Annotated in this window: 18 protein-coding genes; 7 read left to right on the forward strand and 11 right to left on the reverse strand. The window is 73.3% G+C overall.

What is annotated here, in order from left to right:
* Positions 1-8: 8 nt before the first annotated feature.
* The 3 genes from lysA to LRD69_RS16605 all read right to left on the reverse strand — a co-directional run bounded on the left by lysA (position 9) and on the right by LRD69_RS16605 (position 2,454).
* Complete coding sequence (gene lysA / locus LRD69_RS16595) at positions 9-1,313, reverse strand: diaminopimelate decarboxylase (protein WP_277329759.1); 1,305 nt, start codon at positions 1,311-1,313, stop codon at positions 9-11.
* Between the two features lie 59 nt (positions 1,314-1,372).
* Positions 1,373-1,750, reverse strand: coding sequence for an SAV_915 family protein (locus tag LRD69_RS16600; RefSeq protein WP_277327348.1), 378 nt, complete (start codon positions 1,748-1,750; stop codon positions 1,373-1,375).
* A 248-nt stretch (positions 1,751-1,998) separates the two neighbouring features.
* Positions 1,999-2,454, reverse strand: coding sequence for a TerB family tellurite resistance protein (locus tag LRD69_RS16605; protein ID WP_277327349.1), 456 nt, complete (start codon positions 2,452-2,454; stop codon positions 1,999-2,001).
* Between the two features lie 160 nt (positions 2,455-2,614).
* On the opposite strand from LRD69_RS16605, the gene LRD69_RS16610 reads away from it, so the two are divergent.
* Positions 2,615-3,073 carry a BlaI/MecI/CopY family transcriptional regulator gene (locus LRD69_RS16610; RefSeq protein ID WP_277327350.1) on the forward strand — a complete coding sequence of 153 codons (459 nt, stop codon included), beginning with the start codon at positions 2,615-2,617 and terminating at the stop codon, positions 3,071-3,073.
* A gap of 3 nt (positions 3,074-3,076) precedes the next feature.
* Positions 3,077-4,009 carry a M56 family metallopeptidase gene (locus LRD69_RS16615; protein ID WP_277327351.1) on the forward strand — a complete coding sequence of 311 codons (933 nt, stop codon included), beginning with the start codon at positions 3,077-3,079 and terminating at the stop codon, positions 4,007-4,009.
* A 7-nt stretch (positions 4,010-4,016) separates the two neighbouring features.
* Here the strand turns inward: LRD69_RS16615 and LRD69_RS16620 are convergent, their stop codons facing one another.
* From LRD69_RS16620 to LRD69_RS16630, 3 genes are all read right to left on the reverse strand, one after another.
* Positions 4,017-5,249 (reverse strand): cation:proton antiporter, encoded by a 1,233-nt coding sequence (locus tag LRD69_RS16620; protein ID WP_277327352.1) that lies wholly within the window; start codon positions 5,247-5,249, stop codon positions 4,017-4,019.
* Positions 5,250-5,251: 2 nt separating this feature from the next.
* Entirely contained in the window at positions 5,252-5,722 is a 471-nt protein-coding gene (locus tag LRD69_RS16625) for a TrkA C-terminal domain-containing protein (RefSeq protein WP_277327353.1), read from the reverse strand.
* A 237-nt stretch (positions 5,723-5,959) separates the two neighbouring features.
* On the reverse strand, positions 5,960-6,508 hold the full coding sequence (locus LRD69_RS16630) for a peroxiredoxin (protein WP_277327354.1): 549 nt from the start codon (positions 6,506-6,508) through the stop codon (positions 5,960-5,962).
* 97 nt (positions 6,509-6,605) lie between these two features.
* Here LRD69_RS16630 and LRD69_RS16635 point away from each other — a divergent pair, with 97 nt between their 5' ends.
* Both LRD69_RS16635 and LRD69_RS16640 read left to right on the forward strand, forming a co-directional pair.
* Entirely contained in the window at positions 6,606-7,346 is a 741-nt protein-coding gene (locus LRD69_RS16635) for an alpha/beta fold hydrolase (RefSeq protein ID WP_277327355.1), read from the forward strand.
* A gap of 186 nt (positions 7,347-7,532) precedes the next feature.
* Entirely contained in the window at positions 7,533-9,245 is a 1,713-nt protein-coding gene (locus LRD69_RS16640) for a SpoIIE family protein phosphatase (protein WP_277327356.1), read from the forward strand.
* Between the two features lie 26 nt (positions 9,246-9,271).
* On the opposite strand, the gene LRD69_RS16645 is transcribed toward LRD69_RS16640, so the two are convergent.
* Together LRD69_RS16645 and LRD69_RS16650 are read right to left on the reverse strand one after the other, a co-directional pair.
* Positions 9,272-10,123, reverse strand: a complete 852-nt coding sequence (locus LRD69_RS16645) for a GNAT family N-acetyltransferase (protein WP_277327357.1) — start codon at positions 10,121-10,123, stop codon at positions 9,272-9,274.
* A gap of 62 nt (positions 10,124-10,185) precedes the next feature.
* Positions 10,186-11,577 (reverse strand): hypothetical protein, encoded by a 1,392-nt coding sequence (locus tag LRD69_RS16650; RefSeq protein WP_277327358.1) that lies wholly within the window; start codon positions 11,575-11,577, stop codon positions 10,186-10,188.
* A gap of 202 nt (positions 11,578-11,779) precedes the next feature.
* Between LRD69_RS16650 and LRD69_RS16655 the strand changes: the two genes are divergently transcribed.
* The gene (locus LRD69_RS16655) at positions 11,780-13,072 is read left to right on the forward strand and encodes a molybdopterin-dependent oxidoreductase (RefSeq protein WP_277327359.1); all 1,293 of its coding nucleotides are present in this window, start codon (positions 11,780-11,782) and stop codon (positions 13,070-13,072) included.
* A gap of 358 nt (positions 13,073-13,430) precedes the next feature.
* On the opposite strand, the gene LRD69_RS16660 is transcribed toward LRD69_RS16655, so the two are convergent.
* From LRD69_RS16660 to LRD69_RS16670, 3 genes are all read right to left on the reverse strand, one after another.
* Entirely contained in the window at positions 13,431-14,210 is a 780-nt protein-coding gene (locus tag LRD69_RS16660) for a methyltransferase domain-containing protein (RefSeq protein WP_277329760.1), read from the reverse strand.
* Between the two features lie 92 nt (positions 14,211-14,302).
* Positions 14,303-14,962 carry a DUF2064 domain-containing protein gene (locus LRD69_RS16665; protein WP_277327360.1) on the reverse strand — a complete coding sequence of 220 codons (660 nt, stop codon included), beginning with the start codon at positions 14,960-14,962 and terminating at the stop codon, positions 14,303-14,305.
* Entirely contained in the window at positions 14,959-15,684 is a 726-nt protein-coding gene (locus LRD69_RS16670; protein WP_277327361.1) for a glycosyltransferase family 2 protein, read from the reverse strand. Before LRD69_RS16670 ends, LRD69_RS16665 begins: the two co-directional genes overlap by 4 nt.
* Before the next feature lie 123 nt (positions 15,685-15,807).
* On the opposite strand from LRD69_RS16670, the gene LRD69_RS16675 reads away from it, so the two are divergent.
* Positions 15,808-16,635 carry a response regulator transcription factor gene (locus LRD69_RS16675; RefSeq protein ID WP_277327362.1) on the forward strand — a complete coding sequence of 276 codons (828 nt, stop codon included), beginning with the start codon at positions 15,808-15,810 and terminating at the stop codon, positions 16,633-16,635.
* Positions 16,632-17,747, forward strand: a complete 1,116-nt coding sequence (locus LRD69_RS16680) for a HAMP domain-containing sensor histidine kinase (protein ID WP_277327363.1) — start codon at positions 16,632-16,634, stop codon at positions 17,745-17,747. Before LRD69_RS16675 ends, LRD69_RS16680 begins: the two co-directional genes overlap by 4 nt.
* Positions 17,748-17,768 lie beyond the last annotated feature (21 nt).

A 17,768-nucleotide genomic window follows, 5' to 3' on the forward strand; every position in this document is an offset into this window, starting at 1 on the left:
CTCCCGCCCTACACCCCGATGTCCCGCCGCCGCATGTCGTCCAGCGACTCGCGCCGCACGAGGGTGCGTGCGGTCCCGTCCGCCACGGCGACGACCGGAGGCCTGCCGACCAGGTTGTATCCGGACGCCATCGACAGGTGGTACGCCCCCGCCGCGGGCACCGCCAGCAGGTCGCCGGGCCGTACGTCACCGGGCAGCTCCACGCCGTCCGCGAGGACGTCGCCCGCCTCGCAGTGCCGCCCGACGACGGTCACCTGCTGCGGGGCGGCGGTGGAGGCGCGGCCGACGAGGCGGGGCGCGTACCGCACGCCGTACAGCGCGGGCCGCGGGTTGTCGCTCATCCCGCCGTCGACGGCGACGAAGGTGCGCGCCCCGGTCCGCTTGACCGCGAGCACCCGGTACACGGCGACCGCGGCGGGACCGATGACGGCGCGCCCCGGTTCCACGGTGATCCGGGGGACGGGGAGCCCGGCCCGCGCGCACCCGTCGGCCAGTTCGCTCCGTACCCGGGTGGCGAGGGTCCGTATGTCGAGGCTCCGCTCGCCGGGCCGGTAGGCGATCGCGTGTCCGCCGCCGATGTCGAGCTGTGGCAGGACCACCCCGTGCTGGTCGCGGACGCGGGCGAGCAGCCCCACCATCCGCCGCACGGCCTGGAGATACGGCTTCACCGTGCCGATCTGCGAGCCGATGTGGCAGTGCAGGCCCATGAGCTGGAGCCTCGGCTGCCCGAGCACCTTGGCGATGGCGTGCTGCGCGGACCCGTCGGTGAGGGAGAGACCGAACTTCTGGTCGTCGGTGCCGGTACGGATCGCAGCGTGCCCGCCGGCCGATATGCCGGGCACCACGCGCACCAGGACCTGCTGCCGGGTGTTCCGCGGCACGATCGTCGCCAGCCGGGCGATCTCGGAGGCGTTGTCGATGACGATCCGGCCGACCCCGAGACGTACGGCCGTATGCAGGTCCTCCGGGCTCTTCGCGTTGCCGTGCATGACGATCCGCTCGGCGGGGAAGCCCGTGGCGACGGCGAGTCCCAGTTCGCCGGCCGAGCAGACGTCGAGCCCGAGCCCCTCCTCGCCGACCCAGCGGGCGACGGCGCGGCACAGGAAGGCCTTGGCGGCGTAGACGACGTCCGCCTCGGCGGAGGGGAAGGCGGCACGGTACGCACGGCAGCGCCGGCGCACCTCGTCCTCGTCCAGGACGTACACGGGCGTCCCGAACCGGTCGGCGGCCTCGGCGAGCGACACTCCGCCCACGGTCACATCGCCGCCGGGCACGGTGCGGGCGGAGGCGGGCCAGACATCGCCGTCACGCAAGGAGGTCTCCTCGACGACGGCTTCGGACGAGATGGTCACGATGGTTCCCCTTCCGGTCCTCAACGCCGCTGCGCAGCGACGGCGGTGGGCGCCTCCTGCGGATACGGGTTCCGCCAACGCGCCCCGCGGGAAGGGGATGCGGGTTGCGCGGTCAGCTGCGGATCCACGGTCAGGGTGGTGATACCGAGCGGGGCGGCAAGGGCGCGCAGGGCCGGTTCGGAGAGCCGGATCCAGGGCTGGCGGGCGCCGAGAGTGGCGGCGAGCCGGTGCGCGGAGGTGAAGCCGACGGCGGTGCGGTCGCCGAGGGGGGTACGGAAGAACCGTGCGGTGCAGCCGGCTGAGCCGCCGGTGAGACCCGGCCGGACGGGGACGAAGAGCGGCCCGGCCGGGACGGGTTCAAGAGGTTCGGGGTCGTCCGTTTCGGCGCAGTCGGACATGGTGTTCCTCCTCGAGGGGACTGCGGCCGAGGTGTACGCGGCCGCACTGATGACGCTAAGCCCGCCGACGAGGGGAACGAGTACGGCCCTGATGCCGACTTGACGCAGAACCCCGCCTCCGTGACGCGTTGCATACGCGGTACGAGGGTGGGGTCCTGGGGGCCGGACCAGCGGTGGTCCCGGCGGTCCGGCCCGAGTGCGGTCCGGCCCGAGTGCGGTCCGGCCCGAGGGCCGTGCGGCGCCGGTGCCTACAGGTCGAACTCGTGCGGCGGGAGGTCGAGCGCGAAGCACGCCTCCCGCACCACGGCCTGCTCCGACTTGTCGAAGTCGCCGTCGGCGCCACCGATGACAATGCCGATCTGGATGACGGCACGCGCCTCGGCCGGCTTCTTCTTCGCCTTGCCGATCTCCTGGAGCACGCTGACCTTGCCGAAGGCGAAGTCCGCGGTCAGCTTGTTCACGTAGTCGTTGAAGCGCCGTTGCAGGTCGTCGGCCGGGAAGTTCTGAAGTACCTCGTTCGAGGCGATCAGCGAGGCGACGCGCTGACGCTCGGACGGGTCGATGGAACCGTCGGCGGCGGCGACCAGGGCGCACATCGCCATGCTCGCGTCGCGGAACGCGCCGCTCTTCAGGTCGTTCTTCTTCGCCTCGAGCTGCGACTGCATCGTCGACGCGGATTCCTTGATCCGATCCCACAGTGCCATGACGTCTCCATACGTTGCGTTGTGTCGGCGGAACGAGATCAAACTCTACATAGGTGTAGAAGTAAGCAGGATGACCGCCCGCGGTGTCCGGGAACCGGCCTTCAGTACGATGCTGCGACGCCGTGGACGACGCGGTATCGCACGAAGGGCAGTCACCACGATGGACACGGCCGGGGCCAGCCACCACCCGCACAACGAACTGCCCGGCGACAACGTGCCCCCGGCGGCCCCGGTGGGCGGGGGCCGGCGCCCCCGCAAGCGCGGTCAGGGCGAACTGGAGGCCCAGATCCTCGCCGTACTGCGCTCGGCGCACGGCCCCGCGACGGCGGGCTGGGTGCAGGAGCACCTCGACGGCGACCTCGCGTACACCACCGTCATCACGATCCTGACCCGTCTGTACGAGAAGAACTGTGTGACCCGGTCCCGCCAGGGCCGCTCCTACACCTGGACGTCCGCCTCCGACGAGGCCGGTCTCGCCGCGCTGCGGATGCGCCGGGTCCTGGACGGCGAGCGGGACCGCGAGGCCGTACTCGCCCGGTTCGTCTCGGTGCTGTCCCCGGGTGACGAGGAACGTCTGCGCGCGCTGCTGGCGCAGACGACGGAGAGGGAGGGGGACTGACCGATGGGCGTCTTCGTCTACCTGCCCCTCGTGCTGCCGCTGACCGCGCTGCCGATCGCGCACCTGGCCGAACAGCATCTGCACCCGCGCAGCGCCACCCGTCTGCTGGTGGCCGTCGGCACGACGCTCGCCCTGTGCAGCACGGTGTGCCTGGCGCTGCTGATGGTGGTGCGCACGGCCCAACTCCCCGGCAATCCGCTGCCGGACGGCTGGTCGGACCCCGAGGTGCGCGCGGCGGTGCCGTACGAGGAGAAGGCGGGCATCGTCGCGATCGGGGTACTGGCGGCGGTGGTCGCGGCCTGCGCGGCGGCGGTCCACCACCACGTACGCCAGCGCGTCCGCGCCACCCGGGCCCTCGAGTCCCTCCCGGAGCGGCCTTCCGCGGTCGCCGTGCTGCCGGACCCGGAGCCGTACGCGTACGCACTCCCCGGCACCCCCGGCCGGGTGGTGGTGTCGACGGCGATGATGGAGTGCCTGACCGCGCGCGAACGCCGGGCGCTCGTCGCCCACGAGCGGGCCCATCTGACCGCCCGCCATCACCGCTACCTCCTCGCCACCCAACTCGCCGCGCGGGCCAACCCGTTCCTGCTGCCGTTGCGCACGGCGGTGGCGTACAGCACGGAGCGGTGGGCGGACGAGGCGGCGGCGCAGGCGACCGGCGACCGGCGGGCGGTGGCGGGGGCGGTCGGCAAGGCGGCGCTCTTCGCCCACCGGTCACCGGACGCCCTGCCCGCGCTCGCGGCGGTCGGCCCGGTCCCGCGCCGGGTCGCCGCGCTCCTGGACCCCGTCCCGCCGGCCCGGCTCTGGCCGCCGCCGTCCGCCCATGTCGCCTTCGCGGGACTGGTGGCCACCGCCGGCACCGCGGTGTCCGCGCTGTCGTCGCTGAACGCGACGGTGACGCTGGTACGGATCCTGCACGCGGCGACCCCGCTCTGACGGCGGCTCAGTCGGCGGCCGAGGCACGCTCCACGACCGGAAGCTCCTCGTGGACCACGAGCACACCGGCCTCGTCGGGCCTGCGCTCCCGCCGCTTTTTGATCCGGGCCACGACCGGCTCCGTCCAACGGGCGGTGAGCGGGCCGGCGATGACCAGGATGAGGACGTACGCGGTGGCGATGGGGCCGATCCGGGGCTCGGTCGCCACGGCCAGACCGGCGATGACGATGGAGAACTCACCGCGCGCCACGAGCGTGCCACCGGCACGCCACCGCCCGCGCGACCCGATCCCGGCCCGCCGGGCCGCGTACCACCCGGTGCCGATCTTGGTGAAGACGGTGACGACGGCCAGCAGCAGGGCCGGGAGCAGCACGGGCGGAATCGCGGCCGGATCGGTGGAGAGCCCGAAGAACACGAAGAAGACGGCGGCGAACAGATCACGCAGCGGCGTGAGCAGCTTGCGGGCGCCCTCCGCCACCTCTCCCGAGAGGGCGATGCCCACCAGGAACGCCCCGACCGCCGCGGAGACCTGCAACTGCTGGGCCACCCCGGCCACCAGGACGGTCAGCCCGAGGACGACGAGGAGCAGCATCTCCGGGTTGTCGGAGGACACGGCCCGGCTGATGAGCCGGCCGTGCCGCAGCGCCAGATACAGCACCGACCCGACGGTGCCGAGTGCGACCAGCAGGGCGATGCTGCCGCCGGCCAGGCCGACACCGGCGAGCATCGCGGTGAGCAGCGGCAGATAGACGGCCATCGACAGGTCCTCGATGACGAGAACTCCGAGAATGACGGGCGTCTCCCGGTTTCCCAGCCGCCCCAGATCGGTGAGCACCTTCGCGATGACGCCGGACGAGGAGATCCAGGTGACCCCGGCCAGTGCGACGGCCCCGACGGGTCCCCATCCGAGCAGCAGCGCAGCCACCGCGCCGGGCGTCGCGTTGAGCACGAAGTCGACGACCCCGGACGGATATTGCGTCTTGAGGCTGGTCACCAGCTCGGAGGCGCTGTACTCCAGCCCCAGCAGGAGCAGCAGCAGAATGACACCGATCTCGGCGCCGACGGCGGTGAACTCCTCGCTGGCCCCGAGGGGCAGCAGCCCCCCGTCCCCGAACGCCAGCCCGGCCAGCAGATAGAGCGGAATCGGCGAGAGCCCTATCCGCCCGGCGAACCGCCCGATGATCCCGAGCCCCAGAATGACGGAGCCGAGCTCCACCAGCAGTGCGGTCGTGTCTTGCACGGTCAGCCCTCCGCAATGATCTCGGAGAGCGCGTCGACGCCCTCACGCGTACCGACGACGACAAGCGTGTCCCCGATGGCCAGCCGGAAGTCCGGCCCCGGCGACGGATGCGCACTGTGCGTCCGGAGCACGGCCACGATCGACGCCCCGGTCCGCGTCCGCGCCCGGGTGTCCCCGAGCAGCCGCCCCCCGTACGGTGAGCGCGACCCGAGCGGTATGTGCTCGGTGACGAGATCGATGCCTTCGGTCCGTACGGCGTCGATGGGCGCGGAGTCGATGAGATGCGCGAGTGCGGTGGCCTCCTGCGGAGTCAGCGGCACGGAGAGCCTGCACGAATCGGGATCGTCGTGCTCGTAGAACCCGATGAACCGCCGCCCGTCGTGGTGCACGACGACCGAGATGTGCTGTCCCGACTCGGTGGTGTAGTCGTACTGCACACCGACTCCGGGCAGCGTGGTCCGGTGGGTTCCCATGGCTTCCTCCCGAGGCGCACGACGGCACAGCGACGCACTTGGCAATCTCTTTAATGTCTCATTACCTTAACCGGAGACTTCCACCGTTTGGGGGCGGGCGATTTCGGACGGGGACCCGCAGAGGCTTCCCGGGCCGCGTCGGCCGGCGCGCAGCCGCACGAGGACGGCCGGGCGCCGGACACGGCCGTGCCCGGCGGTCCGTTGCTCACCGCCGGGCACGCGAGGTCGTGGGAGTGGTCAGTCGGTGGTCTCGTCCGTGTCGTCGGCCGGCTGCCCAGGGGCGGGTGAAGTGGCTTCCCCCGTGCGGTTCCTGATGCCGGAGATGTGCTCGGCGAGCGTGTCCAGGGACTGGTAGGTGGCCCCGAGGAGCGAGACATGCTTCCACCGCAGCACGCCGTCCGGCCCGATCAGGAACACGGCCCGGCGCACCCCGATCCCGGGCGCTGTGACTCCGTACGCCCGGGCGATCTCCCGTCCGGCGTCCGCGAGCAGCGGCATCCGCAGACCGTGTGCCCGGGCGAACGACTCATGGCTGTCCACACCCTGTGGACTGATTCCCCAGACCTCCGTGTCGAGACCGGTGAAGGTATCCAGGCCGGAGGAGTACGAGCAGAGCTGCCTGGTGCAGACCGTCGTGTTGTCGCCGGGATAGAAGGCGAGAACGACGGTACGCCCGCGGGCGGCCGAGAGCGCGTAGTCGCGGCGTTCGAACTTGTCTTCGGCGAGTGTGCCGCCCGGCAGGGTGAAGTCCGGGGCGGGCAGGCCGACTTGTGGTGACGATCCCATGGTGGGTCCCCTTGCGTGCGACGGGTGTGCGGTGTTCGGCGATGTTCCGGTACAGCATGCTCGCTACGGTGGTGGCTTTCGCGACCAGGAGGTACCCATGGCGGTTCGGCGACCACCGTCGGCGGCGGTGCTCCTCCTGCACGGCGGGCGCGAGACGGGTCTGGGGCCGCCCCCGCCGGGGCCGTTGAACCTTCCGGCCCTGCGGATGCGGCCGTTCGCGCGGGCCGTTGTCCGGGTGACGCGCGCCGAGCCGGTGGAGGTGGCGGTACGGGAGGTCCAGTACGGACACCGCGGATGGAACGGGTCCCGGGAAGATGCCCTGCACGACGCGGTACGTGCACTGGACGACGTGCGGCGCACCCACGGCGACGTTCCGGTGGTGCTCGTCGGGCACTCGATGGGAGCCCGCGCCGCCCTTCGCGCCGCCGGTCATCCGTCGGTACGGGGGGTGGTCGGCCTCGCTCCCTGGTGTCCGCCCGGTGATCCGGTGACCCAACTGGCCGACCGGGACGTCGTGCTGCTGCACAGCACCCGCGACCGTGTGACGAGCCCCCAGGGCTCCCAGTCCCTCGCCACCCGCGCCCGCCGGGCCGGCGCCCGCTCCTGTCTGGTGACCATCCGCGACAGTGACCATGCCATGCTCCGCCGCGCCGGTGCGTGGCACGGGCTGACGACCGAGCTGGTGAGGGGGCTGCTGGGGCTGGCCGCGCTGCCGGCGGCGGTGGACGCCGCCCTCCGGCTTCCGCTGGACGCCCCGGCGACGGACGGCACGGTGGACTACGACCGGCTGCGCACGGAGCGGGCAACACCCCTGCCGGACAACGGCGACGGGACGTGACACACCGCGTGTGGACGGCGTGATCACGGTGGCGGCCGTCTCCACGCCGAGCGCGCCCACCACGCCGGGTCCCGGGCCCGGCCGCGCCACCGATCCACGGGTGGGCGCGGATGCGGGGCGGGGCCGGGCGGCCGACCATGGAGGCCGGGCCGGCGGGTGGCCCGCGCCCTGCCCCAGGAGGTGCTCTTGCAGGCCGATGCGTACGCCGGTGCCCAGCCACCGTTCGATCCCGCGACCCTGGCGGCGGTGGTCGGCGGGACCACGGCCGGGGTGGCCGTCCTCGACACCGAGCTGCGCTACGTGTACGTCAATGCGGCACTCGAACGGATCAACGGCATCCCGGCCGCCGAACACCTCGGCCGGACGGTCTCCGAGGTCCTGCCGTATCTCGACGCGCGGGAGGACGCGATGCGGGCGGTCCTCGCCGACGGGAAACCCCGCGACATCACCTCCAGCGGCTACACGCCCGCCGCCTCCGGCAGGGCCCGGCGGTACTGGCACGGCGCGTACCACCGGCTGGAGGTGGACGGGCAGGTGAGGGGGATCGCCGCGATCGTGCTGGAGGTGATGGCCTCGGGCGAGGAGCAGCGCGAGCTGGAGCAGGCGCGGCGGAACTTGACGCTCCTCGACGCCGCGGTCTCCCGGATCGGCACCACCCTCGACATGGACACCACCTGCGCGGAACTCGTCGACCTCGTCGTACCGGCGCTGGCGGACGCCGCGACGGTCGAGGTGTTCCCTCCGGACGTGGCAGCCCCCGTGCGCCCCGCGCCGCCGGGGATGCTGCGGCTGCGCCGCGCGGCGATCACAGCGGTCGCCGGGTTGCGGGAGGGGCTCGATGAGTTCGGGCTGACCAGTGAGTACATCGATTACCAGGAGGACGCGTCCGTACCCCGGTGCCTGGAGACCGACCAGCCCGTCGTCGCGAACCTCGGCGACGACCGGCATCTCGGCAGCGCCGCCGCGAACCCCCAGCGGGTGGCCGCCTACCGCGCCCTCGGCATGCATTCGACGGTCGTCGTGCCGCTCTCGGTGCGCGGCGGGCCGCTCGGTGTCCTCGGCCTGGTCCGGGCGGGGGACTCGCCGGTGTTCTCGGACGAGGACGTCGTGGTCGCGCGGGAACTGGCCGCGCGGGCGGCCGTCGATCTCGACCACGCCCGGCGGTTCGCCCACGAGCACACCATCGCCCTGGAACTGCAGCGTTCCCTGCTGTCCGAGCCGCGCCTGCCGCACCCGCACATCGAGGTGGCCACCCGCTATCTGCCGGCCGACCGCGGCGCGATGGTGGGCGGCGACTGGTTCGACGTCATCCCGCTGCCGGACGGGCGCCATCTCAAGGCGATGGGCGATGTGATGGGGCACGGGGTGGAGGCGGCGGTCGCGATGAGCCACTACCGCTCCCTGCTGCGGCTGCTCGCCGATGAACTGCTGCCGCCGCACCGCATTCTGGAACAGCTCGACAGGATGGTGGAGCGCTCGGGTCCGGACCGGGCGGCGACCTGCCTGCTGGCGGTCGTCGACCGCACCGGCGGGACGTACGAGATGGCGAGCGCGGGGCATCTGCCACCGGTGTTCATCGGCCCGGGGGACACGGGGGCCCGGCTGGGCGAGGTGGCGGCGGGCCCGCCGCTCGGCACCGGGTTCGGCGGCTATGTGACGACGGCGGTGGAGTGCGGCCCGGGGACGGTGATGTTCATGTACACCGACGGTCTGGTGGAGCGGCGGGGCGAGGACATCGACGTATCGGTGCGCCGGCTCGCGGAGATGACCCTGCCGACGAGCGGGAGCCTCGACGAGTTGCTGGACGGGGTGCTGGAGAGGTTCGGCCCGGGCGCGGAGGACGACATCGCCGTGCTGGCGTCACGGGCCCGGATCCCGGAACCGGAGCAGGCCCCTTAGGGGCGCCGACAGCGGTCGCTGCGACGTCAGCCGAGCTCCAGACTGGTGATGCCGAACAGCCCGGTGTGATCGACATCCGGCATGGGCCCCGTGTACATCCGGGCCGTCTCGAACGACGGTGCGAGGCCCAGCTGTTCGGCGAGCGCGACCGCCGCCGGATTGATGCCGGGTACGTCGACGGCGATCTCGCTGTCCGGCGCGACGGCCGACAGGGCGCTCAGCAGTGCGGCGGCCACGTCGGGCGACGAGGCGTGGAGGGGACCGACGCGTGACGACGTGCGGCCGGGACGCATCACGGCGAATCCCCGCAGCTCCCCGTCGCCGGAGACGGCGGCGAGGGCGGTGCGCCCGGGCGCGGCGATCCACGGGGCGAGGAAGCTGTCGCGCTCGGCGGGGAAGAAGCGGCGGTCGTAGCCGGCCAGCCGGCCGAAGGGCAGCGAGCGGGCGTCGACGAGCGTGAGGCCGGGCGGCACGGCGGCGTCCGCGGTGGGCCGGCCGACCCAGCGCATGTTCGTCCAGGCGGAACGGAAGCCGGACTTGCGGTAGTTGGCCTGCTGGGCGACGACGCCGTCGAGCCCGACGTTGCGTCCGGCGAGCCGGTCCATTCCGGCGCGCCAGACCTGGATGCCGTACCCCTGGCCGCGAAGCTCGGGGCGGGTGAGATAGAAGCCGAGGAATCCGGAACCGGAGCCGTACCGGATGACGGACACGGAGGAGACGGGCTCACCGTCGAGCCTGCCGATGAGGAAGCCGCGCGGGTCGGTGGCGAAGAAGGCCAGACCGTCGGCGCGGCCCGGGTTCCACCCCTCGGCGTGGGCCCACTCTCCCAGCATCTCGATGTCGTCGGCGCTTGCTGTGGTGATCTCGAATGTCGGCACGGGGCACCTGTACCCGGTGCGTGATCGGTTCAAGGGCGATCGTTCGGCCATGTGCGGACCCGTCACCACCCTGTCCAGAGAAGATGGTTGACCAGGAGCGCGACGACGGCCTGTGCGGCCAGCCAGCCGCGGCGGGTGCCCGGGAGCAGCGCGGCGGTCGGCAGGAGCCAGAGGACGAACGGCTGCCAGATGCGCTCCGTCTCCGCCTTGCTCATCCCGGACAGATCCGCGACGAGGAGGGCGAGGAGTCCGGCCAGGGTGAGAAGGATCAGCCGGTGCGGTGCCGAGCCGGTGCCGGTGCGCAGGGCGCGGACGGCGGAGGGGGCGCCGGCCACGGCCCGGCGCAGGCCGGCGACCGTGGCGAGTCCGGCGGCGACCGTCGTCGCCGCGAGGTTCGCCCAGACCCAGTAGGAGTACGGGCGGATCCCGCCCGCCCCCTGGTAGTACCTCTCGACCAGCACCCGGTACCCCTCCCACCAGTTGAACCCCGCCAGGGTGAACGAGACCGGGACGACGAGCGCCCCGAGAAGGAAGAGGGGGACGGGGCGGGCCGTCCGGTTCAGGAGGAGGACGGTGACAAGCAGCAGCGCGACGAGCGTCAGACCGTACGAGAGGTAGCAGGTCAGTCCGTAGAGCAGCCCGGAACCGAGGGCGGCCGCCGCCGGGAGGCGGGTGGTGCGGGTCGCGGCCAGGGCGAGGAGCGCGACCGACCAGGCGGCCACCGCGGCGAAGTAGCCGTCCGCCGAGGCGCCCGTCCAGACCGCCATCGGCGCGAGGACGAGGAACGGCGCGGCGCGCCGCGCCAGACGTTCGTCGGCGAGGGCGCGCACCGTGATCAGCACGGCGGCCACCGCGGAGCCGCCGAGCACGATGCACCAGACACCGGCCCATGCGCCGCCGCCCAGCCCGATCCGGTCGAGCAGGACGAAGGTGAGCGTGGCGCCCGGCGGATGACCGGCGACATGGGCGGGCCAGTTGCCCGGGTGGCTGAGCAGGATGTGGCCGGTGAAACCGCGCAGGGCCGCGCCGATGTCGTCGAACCGGCCGATGACCCGGAGGTATTCGTGCTTCGTGGTGAGCCGGTCGGCGATGCCCCGGCCCCAGCCGTCGATCATCGCCAGCGAGAAGATCCAGGCGAGGGAGGCGGCCCACGCGGTGGCGAGCAGACCCCGCCAGGGCAGCCGGCCGGCGAGGACCGGCCCGTACGCGACGACGGCCGCCGCGACGACGACGGCCGCCGCGGTGCCGGGGCCGGTGTGCGGATACCAGGACGCCAGCAGCGGCGGCCAGTGGACGACCAGCGTTCCGTGGGCGTCCTGGATCGCGCGGCCGATCAGCACGGCGGCGGTCACGAGCAGGACACCCGCGGCGGCGGCGATCAGGTCGCCGCGGTGGCCGTCGGCCCGCTGCTGCTGCGGGGGACGGTGGCCGGTGGTGCGTTCCTCGGTCTTCACGCAGGCACGGTAAGCAGGGCGGGGCGTCCGCGGGCGGTACCACCGGGGCGCGTCACGGAACCGTCAGATCCTCGTCGCGACGCGGGACGGCCCGGCGGGTGCCGGGGGATCATCGCCCGGTCGGCCGTCGCGGGAGTGACGTCAGAGTTTCGTCAGGGGTTGCAAGGGCCCCGGCCGGGTACCCCGGGCTTAGCTTCGGGGGATGGGCGACACAGGTCACAGCAGAGCACTCCGCTTTCCGGTCCCGGCGTTCCTGGCGCGGCTCCAGGAACGGGGGCGGCTTCCCTCCGCGCCCGGGTTCTGGCGCAGCCCGGTCCGCGGGGTCCGGTTCACGGCGGTGCTCGGTCTCGTCCTCCTCGTCGGGCTGACGCTGGTGTTCGTGACCGGTCTGCTGTCGTACGCCGCGTACAACCCGGATCTGGCAGCGGTCAACGACAAGACGCCGGGGAAGGGGCTGCTGGGGTTCTATCTCTTCGCCTGGCCGACCGGACCGCACTGGCTGTACCGGCTGACGCAGGGGCTGCATGTCACGGGCGGCATCGTGCTCGTACCCGTGCTGCTGGCAAAGCTCTGGTCGGTGATTCCCAAGCTCTTCGCGTTGCCGCCGGCCCGGTCGGTGGGGCATGCGCTGGAGCGGGTGTCGTTGCTGCTGCTCGTCGGCGGGGCGCTGTTCGAGTTCGTCACCGGGCTGCTCAACATCCAGGTGGAGTACGTGTTCCCGGGGTCGTTCTACCCGCTGCACTTCTACGGGGCGTGGGTGTTCTTCGCGGGGTTCGTCGCCCATGTCGGGCTGAAGCTCCCGAGAGCCGTACGGGTGTTGCGCAGTGGTGAACTGCGCGGCGAGGTGGACGAGCTGGCTTCACCGGCCCCCGACGCGCCGACTCTCACCCGGCGCGGCGCGTTCGCCGTGGTGGGCGCCGGATCGCTGCTCCTGCTGGTCACCTCGGTGGGCCGGAGCTTCGACGCGCTGCGGAGCACCGCCCTGCTCACCCCGCGTGGCGTCGCCGACCCCGGACCGGGGCCCAACGGGTTTCAGATCAACAAGACGGCCGCGTCCGTGCGGGTCACCCCGGCCGACACCGGGGAACGGTGGCGGCTGACCGTCAGCGGGCCCGCCGGCGAGCGCTCGTTCACCCGCGAACAGCTGCTGGCCATGGACCAGTACAGCGCGGCCCTGCCGATCGCGTGCGTGGAGGGCTGGTCGACAGCGGACCAGTGGTGGCGCGGCGTGCGGCTGCGGGACCTGGCGGTGGTCGCGGGGTACCCGGACCGGCCGCCGGGTGTGCTGGTCGAGTCGGTGCAGCACAGCGGGCCGTTCCGCAAGGCGGCCCTGCGCGACAACCAGGTGCGCGACCCGCGATCGCTGCTGGCGCTGGAGGTCAACGGCGAGACGCTGTCGCCGGATCACGGGTATCCGGCGCGGATCATCGTGCCGGCGGCGCCCGGCGTGCTCAACACCAAATGGGTGACCCGGCTGACGTTCGGGGAGCTCTGACGAGGAGCGTGAGGAGAACCGTGCGCAGACGTGGAGGGTTCAGACCGGCGGCGGTTCTCCGGCGCTGGTACGGGGAAGGGCCGCTGCATTTCGCCCTGCTGGCGGTCACGTTCGCGCTCGCGGGCTATGCGGGGGTGCGGCTGCTGGAGGGGGACACGTTCGCGGTGGCGGTGTGGTTCGTCGCCGCGGCGCTGGTGCACGACCTGGTGCTGCTGCCGGTGTACGCGACGGCGGACCGGGCCGTGCGCAGGGTGCTGGGGCCGCGCTCCGGCCTGGTCAACTTCGTCCGCGTACCGGCGTTTCTGTCGGGGCTTCTCCTGCTCATGTGGTTCCCCCTGATCACCCGGCAGGCGGAGCGCTACGAGCCGGCGAGCGGACTCCCGCTCGACGTCTTCCTCGGGAACTGGCTGCTGATCACGGCGGCGCTCTTCGCGGTGTCGGCGCTCTGGCTCACGGTCCGGACCCTCCGGTCGCGGCGCAGGGCGACGAAGGTGCGGCCGTCCGCCGTCCACTGATCGACCGGGCGCCAGCCGTTCGGCCGTGCGTGCCGGATCAGGGCCGGGGCGCCGATCCGGGCCCAGGGGAAGTGGTCGTCGCCGGCATCGGCCCGGTCCGGCCCGCCGGTCGTGTCCGGTGCGGGGCGGCCGTCGTACAGCCGGACCCGGACCCGTTCGTCGATGTCCATCGGCGCGGTCTCGGCGATGAGCAGGCCGCCGGGGGCGAGCAGGTCCGCGGTGCGTCGCAGGAGGCTGCGCGGGTCTCCGCCGATGCCGATGTTGCCGTCGGCGAGCAGGACGGTGCCCCAACGGCCCTCGCCGGGCAGCGGGTCGAAGACGGAGCGGCGCAGCGCCGAGCCGCCGGTCCGCAGGGTGTGGGCGACGGCCGCCTCGCTGACGTCGATGCCGAGCGCGCGGTGTCCGCGGGCGGCCAGTTCCGCGACGAGGCGGCCGGGTCCGCACCCGATGTCGAGGACCGGCCCCTCGCAGCGGAGCAGCGCGGACAGATCGGCCGCGTCGGCGCCCGCGCACCAGCGCTCGACGTCGAGGGGCAGCAGCCAGCCGTCCGTGCGGCGCAGGAAGAGCGGACCGTGGCCGTTGCGCAGTGCATTGGCGTACGGGTCGGTGCTCCACGGGGCGATGTCCGGATGCCCGGTGCCGCGGCGCTCGGCGTCCGGGTGGCGGGTGTCCGGGGGCACGGAAGCCGGCACGGAGCGTTTCGGTACGGTCCCGCTCACCGGGTCGCCGCCCCGGTCAGCCGGGCGAGGGTCTCGGCGAACCGGCCGTGCGGTGCGGCGGCCGCCACACGCGCGGCGTCCGCCACCGTGTCCACGTCCCGCAGCGCCGGCAGATCGCGGACGATCAGCCCGGCGTCGACGAGTCGCCGCCGCTGGACGGCCCCGGTCTCCGGGACGGACATGGGCACGCCGCGCACCAGTTCCGGGTCGGGGCAGGCCAGTCCGAGCGCCCAGAAGCCGCCGTCCTCGGCCGGCCCGAACCACGCATCGCAGCCGTCCCACGCGTCCGGGGAGAGCGCTGGCGCGAGATGGGCCGCGGTGATCTGCGGGGTGTCCATGCCGATGAGCAGCGCCGGTCCGGTGCAGCCGTCGAACGCCGCCGCGAGCCGCTCGTCGAGCCCGCCGGTGCCCTGCGCGACGACCTCGATGCCGGGCGGGAGCCAGGGCCCGGGCCGCCCGTCGAGCACCAGGATCCTTCGCCGGGCCGGCAGCGCGAGCATCGTGCGCAGCGTGTCACGGAGCGCGGCCTCGGCGAGCTGCGCGGCTTCGGCAGGGGTGAAGGGCGGGGTCAGCCGGGTCTTGACGAGGCCGGGCAGCGGTTCCTTGGCGATCACGAGGAGGGTGGTGGGGCCGGGCGCGGCCGGTGCCGCGCTCATCGGGAGGCCTCCGGCCGCACGGTGCGCGGGGCGGCCGGCCGCGGTGGCTCGCGCAGTACGGCGCGCATGTCGCGTACCGCCTGCCAGGTGCCCCGCCAGGTGCCGGTCACCTTGGACCTGCCGGTCCGCGGGAGGTACGGGACATCCGTCTCCGCGACCCGCAGTCCGGCGTCCGACGCACGCACCACCATCTGCAGCGGGTAGCCGCTGCGCCGGTCGGTGAGGTCCAGGTCCAGCAGGTCCGCCCGGCGCGCGGCCCGCATCGGGCCCAGGTCGTGCAGCCGCAGGCCCGTACGGCGGTGCAGCATGCGGGCCAGCGCCAGATTTCCCGCACGGGCGTGCAGCGGCCAGGCACCGCGGCCCTCGGGGCGGCGGCGGCCCAGCAGCAGATCCGTCTCCCCGTCGGCGATCCGGCGCACGAAGCCGGGCAGCAGCCCCGGGTCGAGGGATCCGTCGCAGTCGCAGAAGCAGACGAACTCCGCCGCGGCGGCGAGCAGTCCGGCATGGCACGCGGCGCCGAAGCCGCGCCGAGGCTCGGGCACGACGGTCGCCCCGAGGGAGCGGGCGAGCTCCGCCGATCCGTCGGTGGAACCGTTGTCGACGACGATCGCGCGCCAGCCGTCCGGGATGCGGCCCAGGACCCGGGGCAGGGCCGCGGCCTCGTCGAGACAGGGCAGGACCACATCGGCGCGCGGGGTTCGATTGCGGAAGGAATCGGTCACCTCGCTCACCCTACGGAGAAGAAACCGGCATTTCGGTCTTCGGGTTCTTACGAAAGGCGGACGTCGACCCTTCGGCGGACCGCGGACCACTCCTGTCGGCGACCGGGATGCCAAGGTGGCGGTATGGAGAACATCCCGGACACCCGGGGTTCCGGGCCGGTCCCCGGCGCCCCGCGCGGCCATGTCCTCGTCGTGGACGACGATCCGACGGTCGCCGAGGTCGTCGTCGGCTATCTGCACCGGGCGGGTTACGACGTCCGGCGGGCCGGTGACGGTCCGGCGGCGCTGGAGTGCTTCAGCGGGCGGCGGCCGGACCTCGTCGTCCTCGATCTGATGCTGCCCGGCATGGACGGCTTCGAGGTGTGCCGCCGGATGCGGGCGCACGGCCGGGTGCCGGTCATCATGCTGACGGCGCGCGGGGACGAGGACGACCGCATCCTCGGCCTGGAGACGGGCGCGGACGACTACGTCACCAAGCCGTTCAGCCCGCGCGAGCTCGTGCTGCGCGTCGATGCGGTGCTGCGCCGGGGCCGGGAGGCGGCGCCCGTCACGGACGCCACGCCGGCCGTGTGGGAGTGCTCCGGACTCCGTCTCGAGCCGGCGGCCCGCCGCGCCACCCGGGACGGCCGCGAACTGTCCCTCACCCTCCGCGAGTTCGATCTGCTGGCCTTCTTCCTGCGCCACCCCGGCCGGGTCTTCACCCGGGAGGAGCTGATGCGGGAGGTCTGGGGCTGGGATTTCGGGGACCTGTCGACCGTGACGGTCCATGTGCGCCGGCTGCGCGGCAAGGTCGAGGCCGACCCGGCCGGACCGCGGCTGATCCGGACGGTGTGGGGCGTGGGCTACCGCCTGACCCCGGAGCCGGAGCCGGAGCCGGAGCCGGCCCCGGCCTCACCCCCGGCCTCCGTCCGGACGCCGGCCGACCCCACCACCGCTGCGGGCCCCTCATGACCGACATCCTCCTCATTGCGCTCTGCGCGTTCCTCGGCGCCGCAGCGGCCGGACTGCTCGGCGCACTGGCGCTGCGCCTCTTCCGGCACCGTTCGCTCGTCGTGTCGCTGAGCGTCGTCGCCGCCGTCGCCGTGACCGCGATGCTTGCCGGGACCCTCGTGGTCGCCTGGGCGATGTTCCTGTCCCCGCACGATCTGACCGTCGTCACGACCGTGGTCGCCATGGCCGCCGTGGTGTCCCTCGCCACCGCGATGCTGCTGGGGCGCTGGGTCGCGGCCAGGAGCCGGGAGCTGACCCTCGCGGCCCGCTCGTTCGGCGACGGCGGTACGTTCGCCGTCCCCGAGGAGCGGGCGACCGCCGAACTCGCCTCCCTGGCCAGGGAACTGGCGGCCACCAGCGCCAAGCTCGACCGCTCCCGGGAGCGCGAACGCGCGCTGGAGACGTCGCGCCGTGAGCTCGTCGCCTGGATCTCGCACGATCTGCGGACCCCGCTCGCCGGGCTGCGGGCCATGTCCGAGGCGCTGGAGGACGGCCTGGCCGCCGACTCGGGCCGCTACCTCCGTCGGATACGGACCGAGGTGGAACGCATGAACGACATGGTCGGCGACCTCTTCGAACTCTCCCGGATCCACGCCGGTTCGCTCACCCTGGCACCCACCCGCATCTCCGTGTACGACCTGGTCGGCGACGCCCTCGCGGGTGCCGACCCGCTGGCGCGCGAGCACGGGGTACGGCTGGTCGGCGACCGCATCGACGCCGTGCCGGTGGAGGTCGACAGCAAGGAGATGAGCCGGGTCCTGGGCAACCTCCTGATCAACGCGATCCGCCGCACCCCGGCCGACGGCACGGTCGCGGTGGCCGCGCACCGCGCCGAAGGCGCGGTGGTGCTCTCGGTGACGGACGGCTGCGGCGGCATCCCGGAGGAGGACCTGCCGAGGGTGTTCGACACGGGCTGGCGCGGCAGCCACGCACGTACGCCCCCCGCCGGCGCGGGCCTGGGGCTGGCCATCGTGCGCGGCATCGTGGAGGCGCACGAGGGCCGGGCGGACGTGCGCAACGTGACGGGTGGCTGCTGCTTCGAGGTCACCCTCCCGGCGGCCGCCCCGGCTTGAGAGCCGCGTCCGGCCGGCCGT

The organism is Streptomyces sp. JH14 (assembly GCF_029428675.1).
GTDB lineage: Bacteria > Actinomycetota > Actinomycetes > Streptomycetales > Streptomycetaceae > Streptomyces.

Coding starts and splice junctions, on each gene's coding strand:
- LRD69_RS16600 (WP_277327348.1), bottom strand. CDS start 1,750: ATGTCCGACTGCGCCGAAACGGACGACCCCGAACCTCTTGAACCCGTC.
- LRD69_RS16665 (WP_277327360.1), bottom strand. CDS start 14,962: ATGAGCGCGGCACCGGCCGCGCCCGGCCCCACCACCCTCCTCGTGATC.
- LRD69_RS16675 (WP_277327362.1), top strand. CDS start 15,808: ATGGAGAACATCCCGGACACCCGGGGTTCCGGGCCGGTCCCCGGCGCC.
- LRD69_RS16680 (WP_277327363.1), top strand. CDS start 16,632: ATGACCGACATCCTCCTCATTGCGCTCTGCGCGTTCCTCGGCGCCGCA.
- LRD69_RS16630 (WP_277327354.1), bottom strand. CDS start 6,508: ATGGGATCGTCACCACAAGTCGGCCTGCCCGCCCCGGACTTCACCCTG.
- LRD69_RS16605 (WP_277327349.1), bottom strand. CDS start 2,454: ATGGCACTGTGGGATCGGATCAAGGAATCCGCGTCGACGATGCAGTCG.
- LRD69_RS16610 (WP_277327350.1), top strand. CDS start 2,615: ATGGACACGGCCGGGGCCAGCCACCACCCGCACAACGAACTGCCCGGC.
- LRD69_RS16615 (WP_277327351.1), top strand. CDS start 3,077: ATGGGCGTCTTCGTCTACCTGCCCCTCGTGCTGCCGCTGACCGCGCTG.
- LRD69_RS16635 (WP_277327355.1), top strand. CDS start 6,606: ATGGCGGTTCGGCGACCACCGTCGGCGGCGGTGCTCCTCCTGCACGGC.
- LRD69_RS16625 (WP_277327353.1), bottom strand. CDS start 5,722: ATGGGAACCCACCGGACCACGCTGCCCGGAGTCGGTGTGCAGTACGAC.
- LRD69_RS16655 (WP_277327359.1), top strand. CDS start 11,780: ATGGGCGACACAGGTCACAGCAGAGCACTCCGCTTTCCGGTCCCGGCG.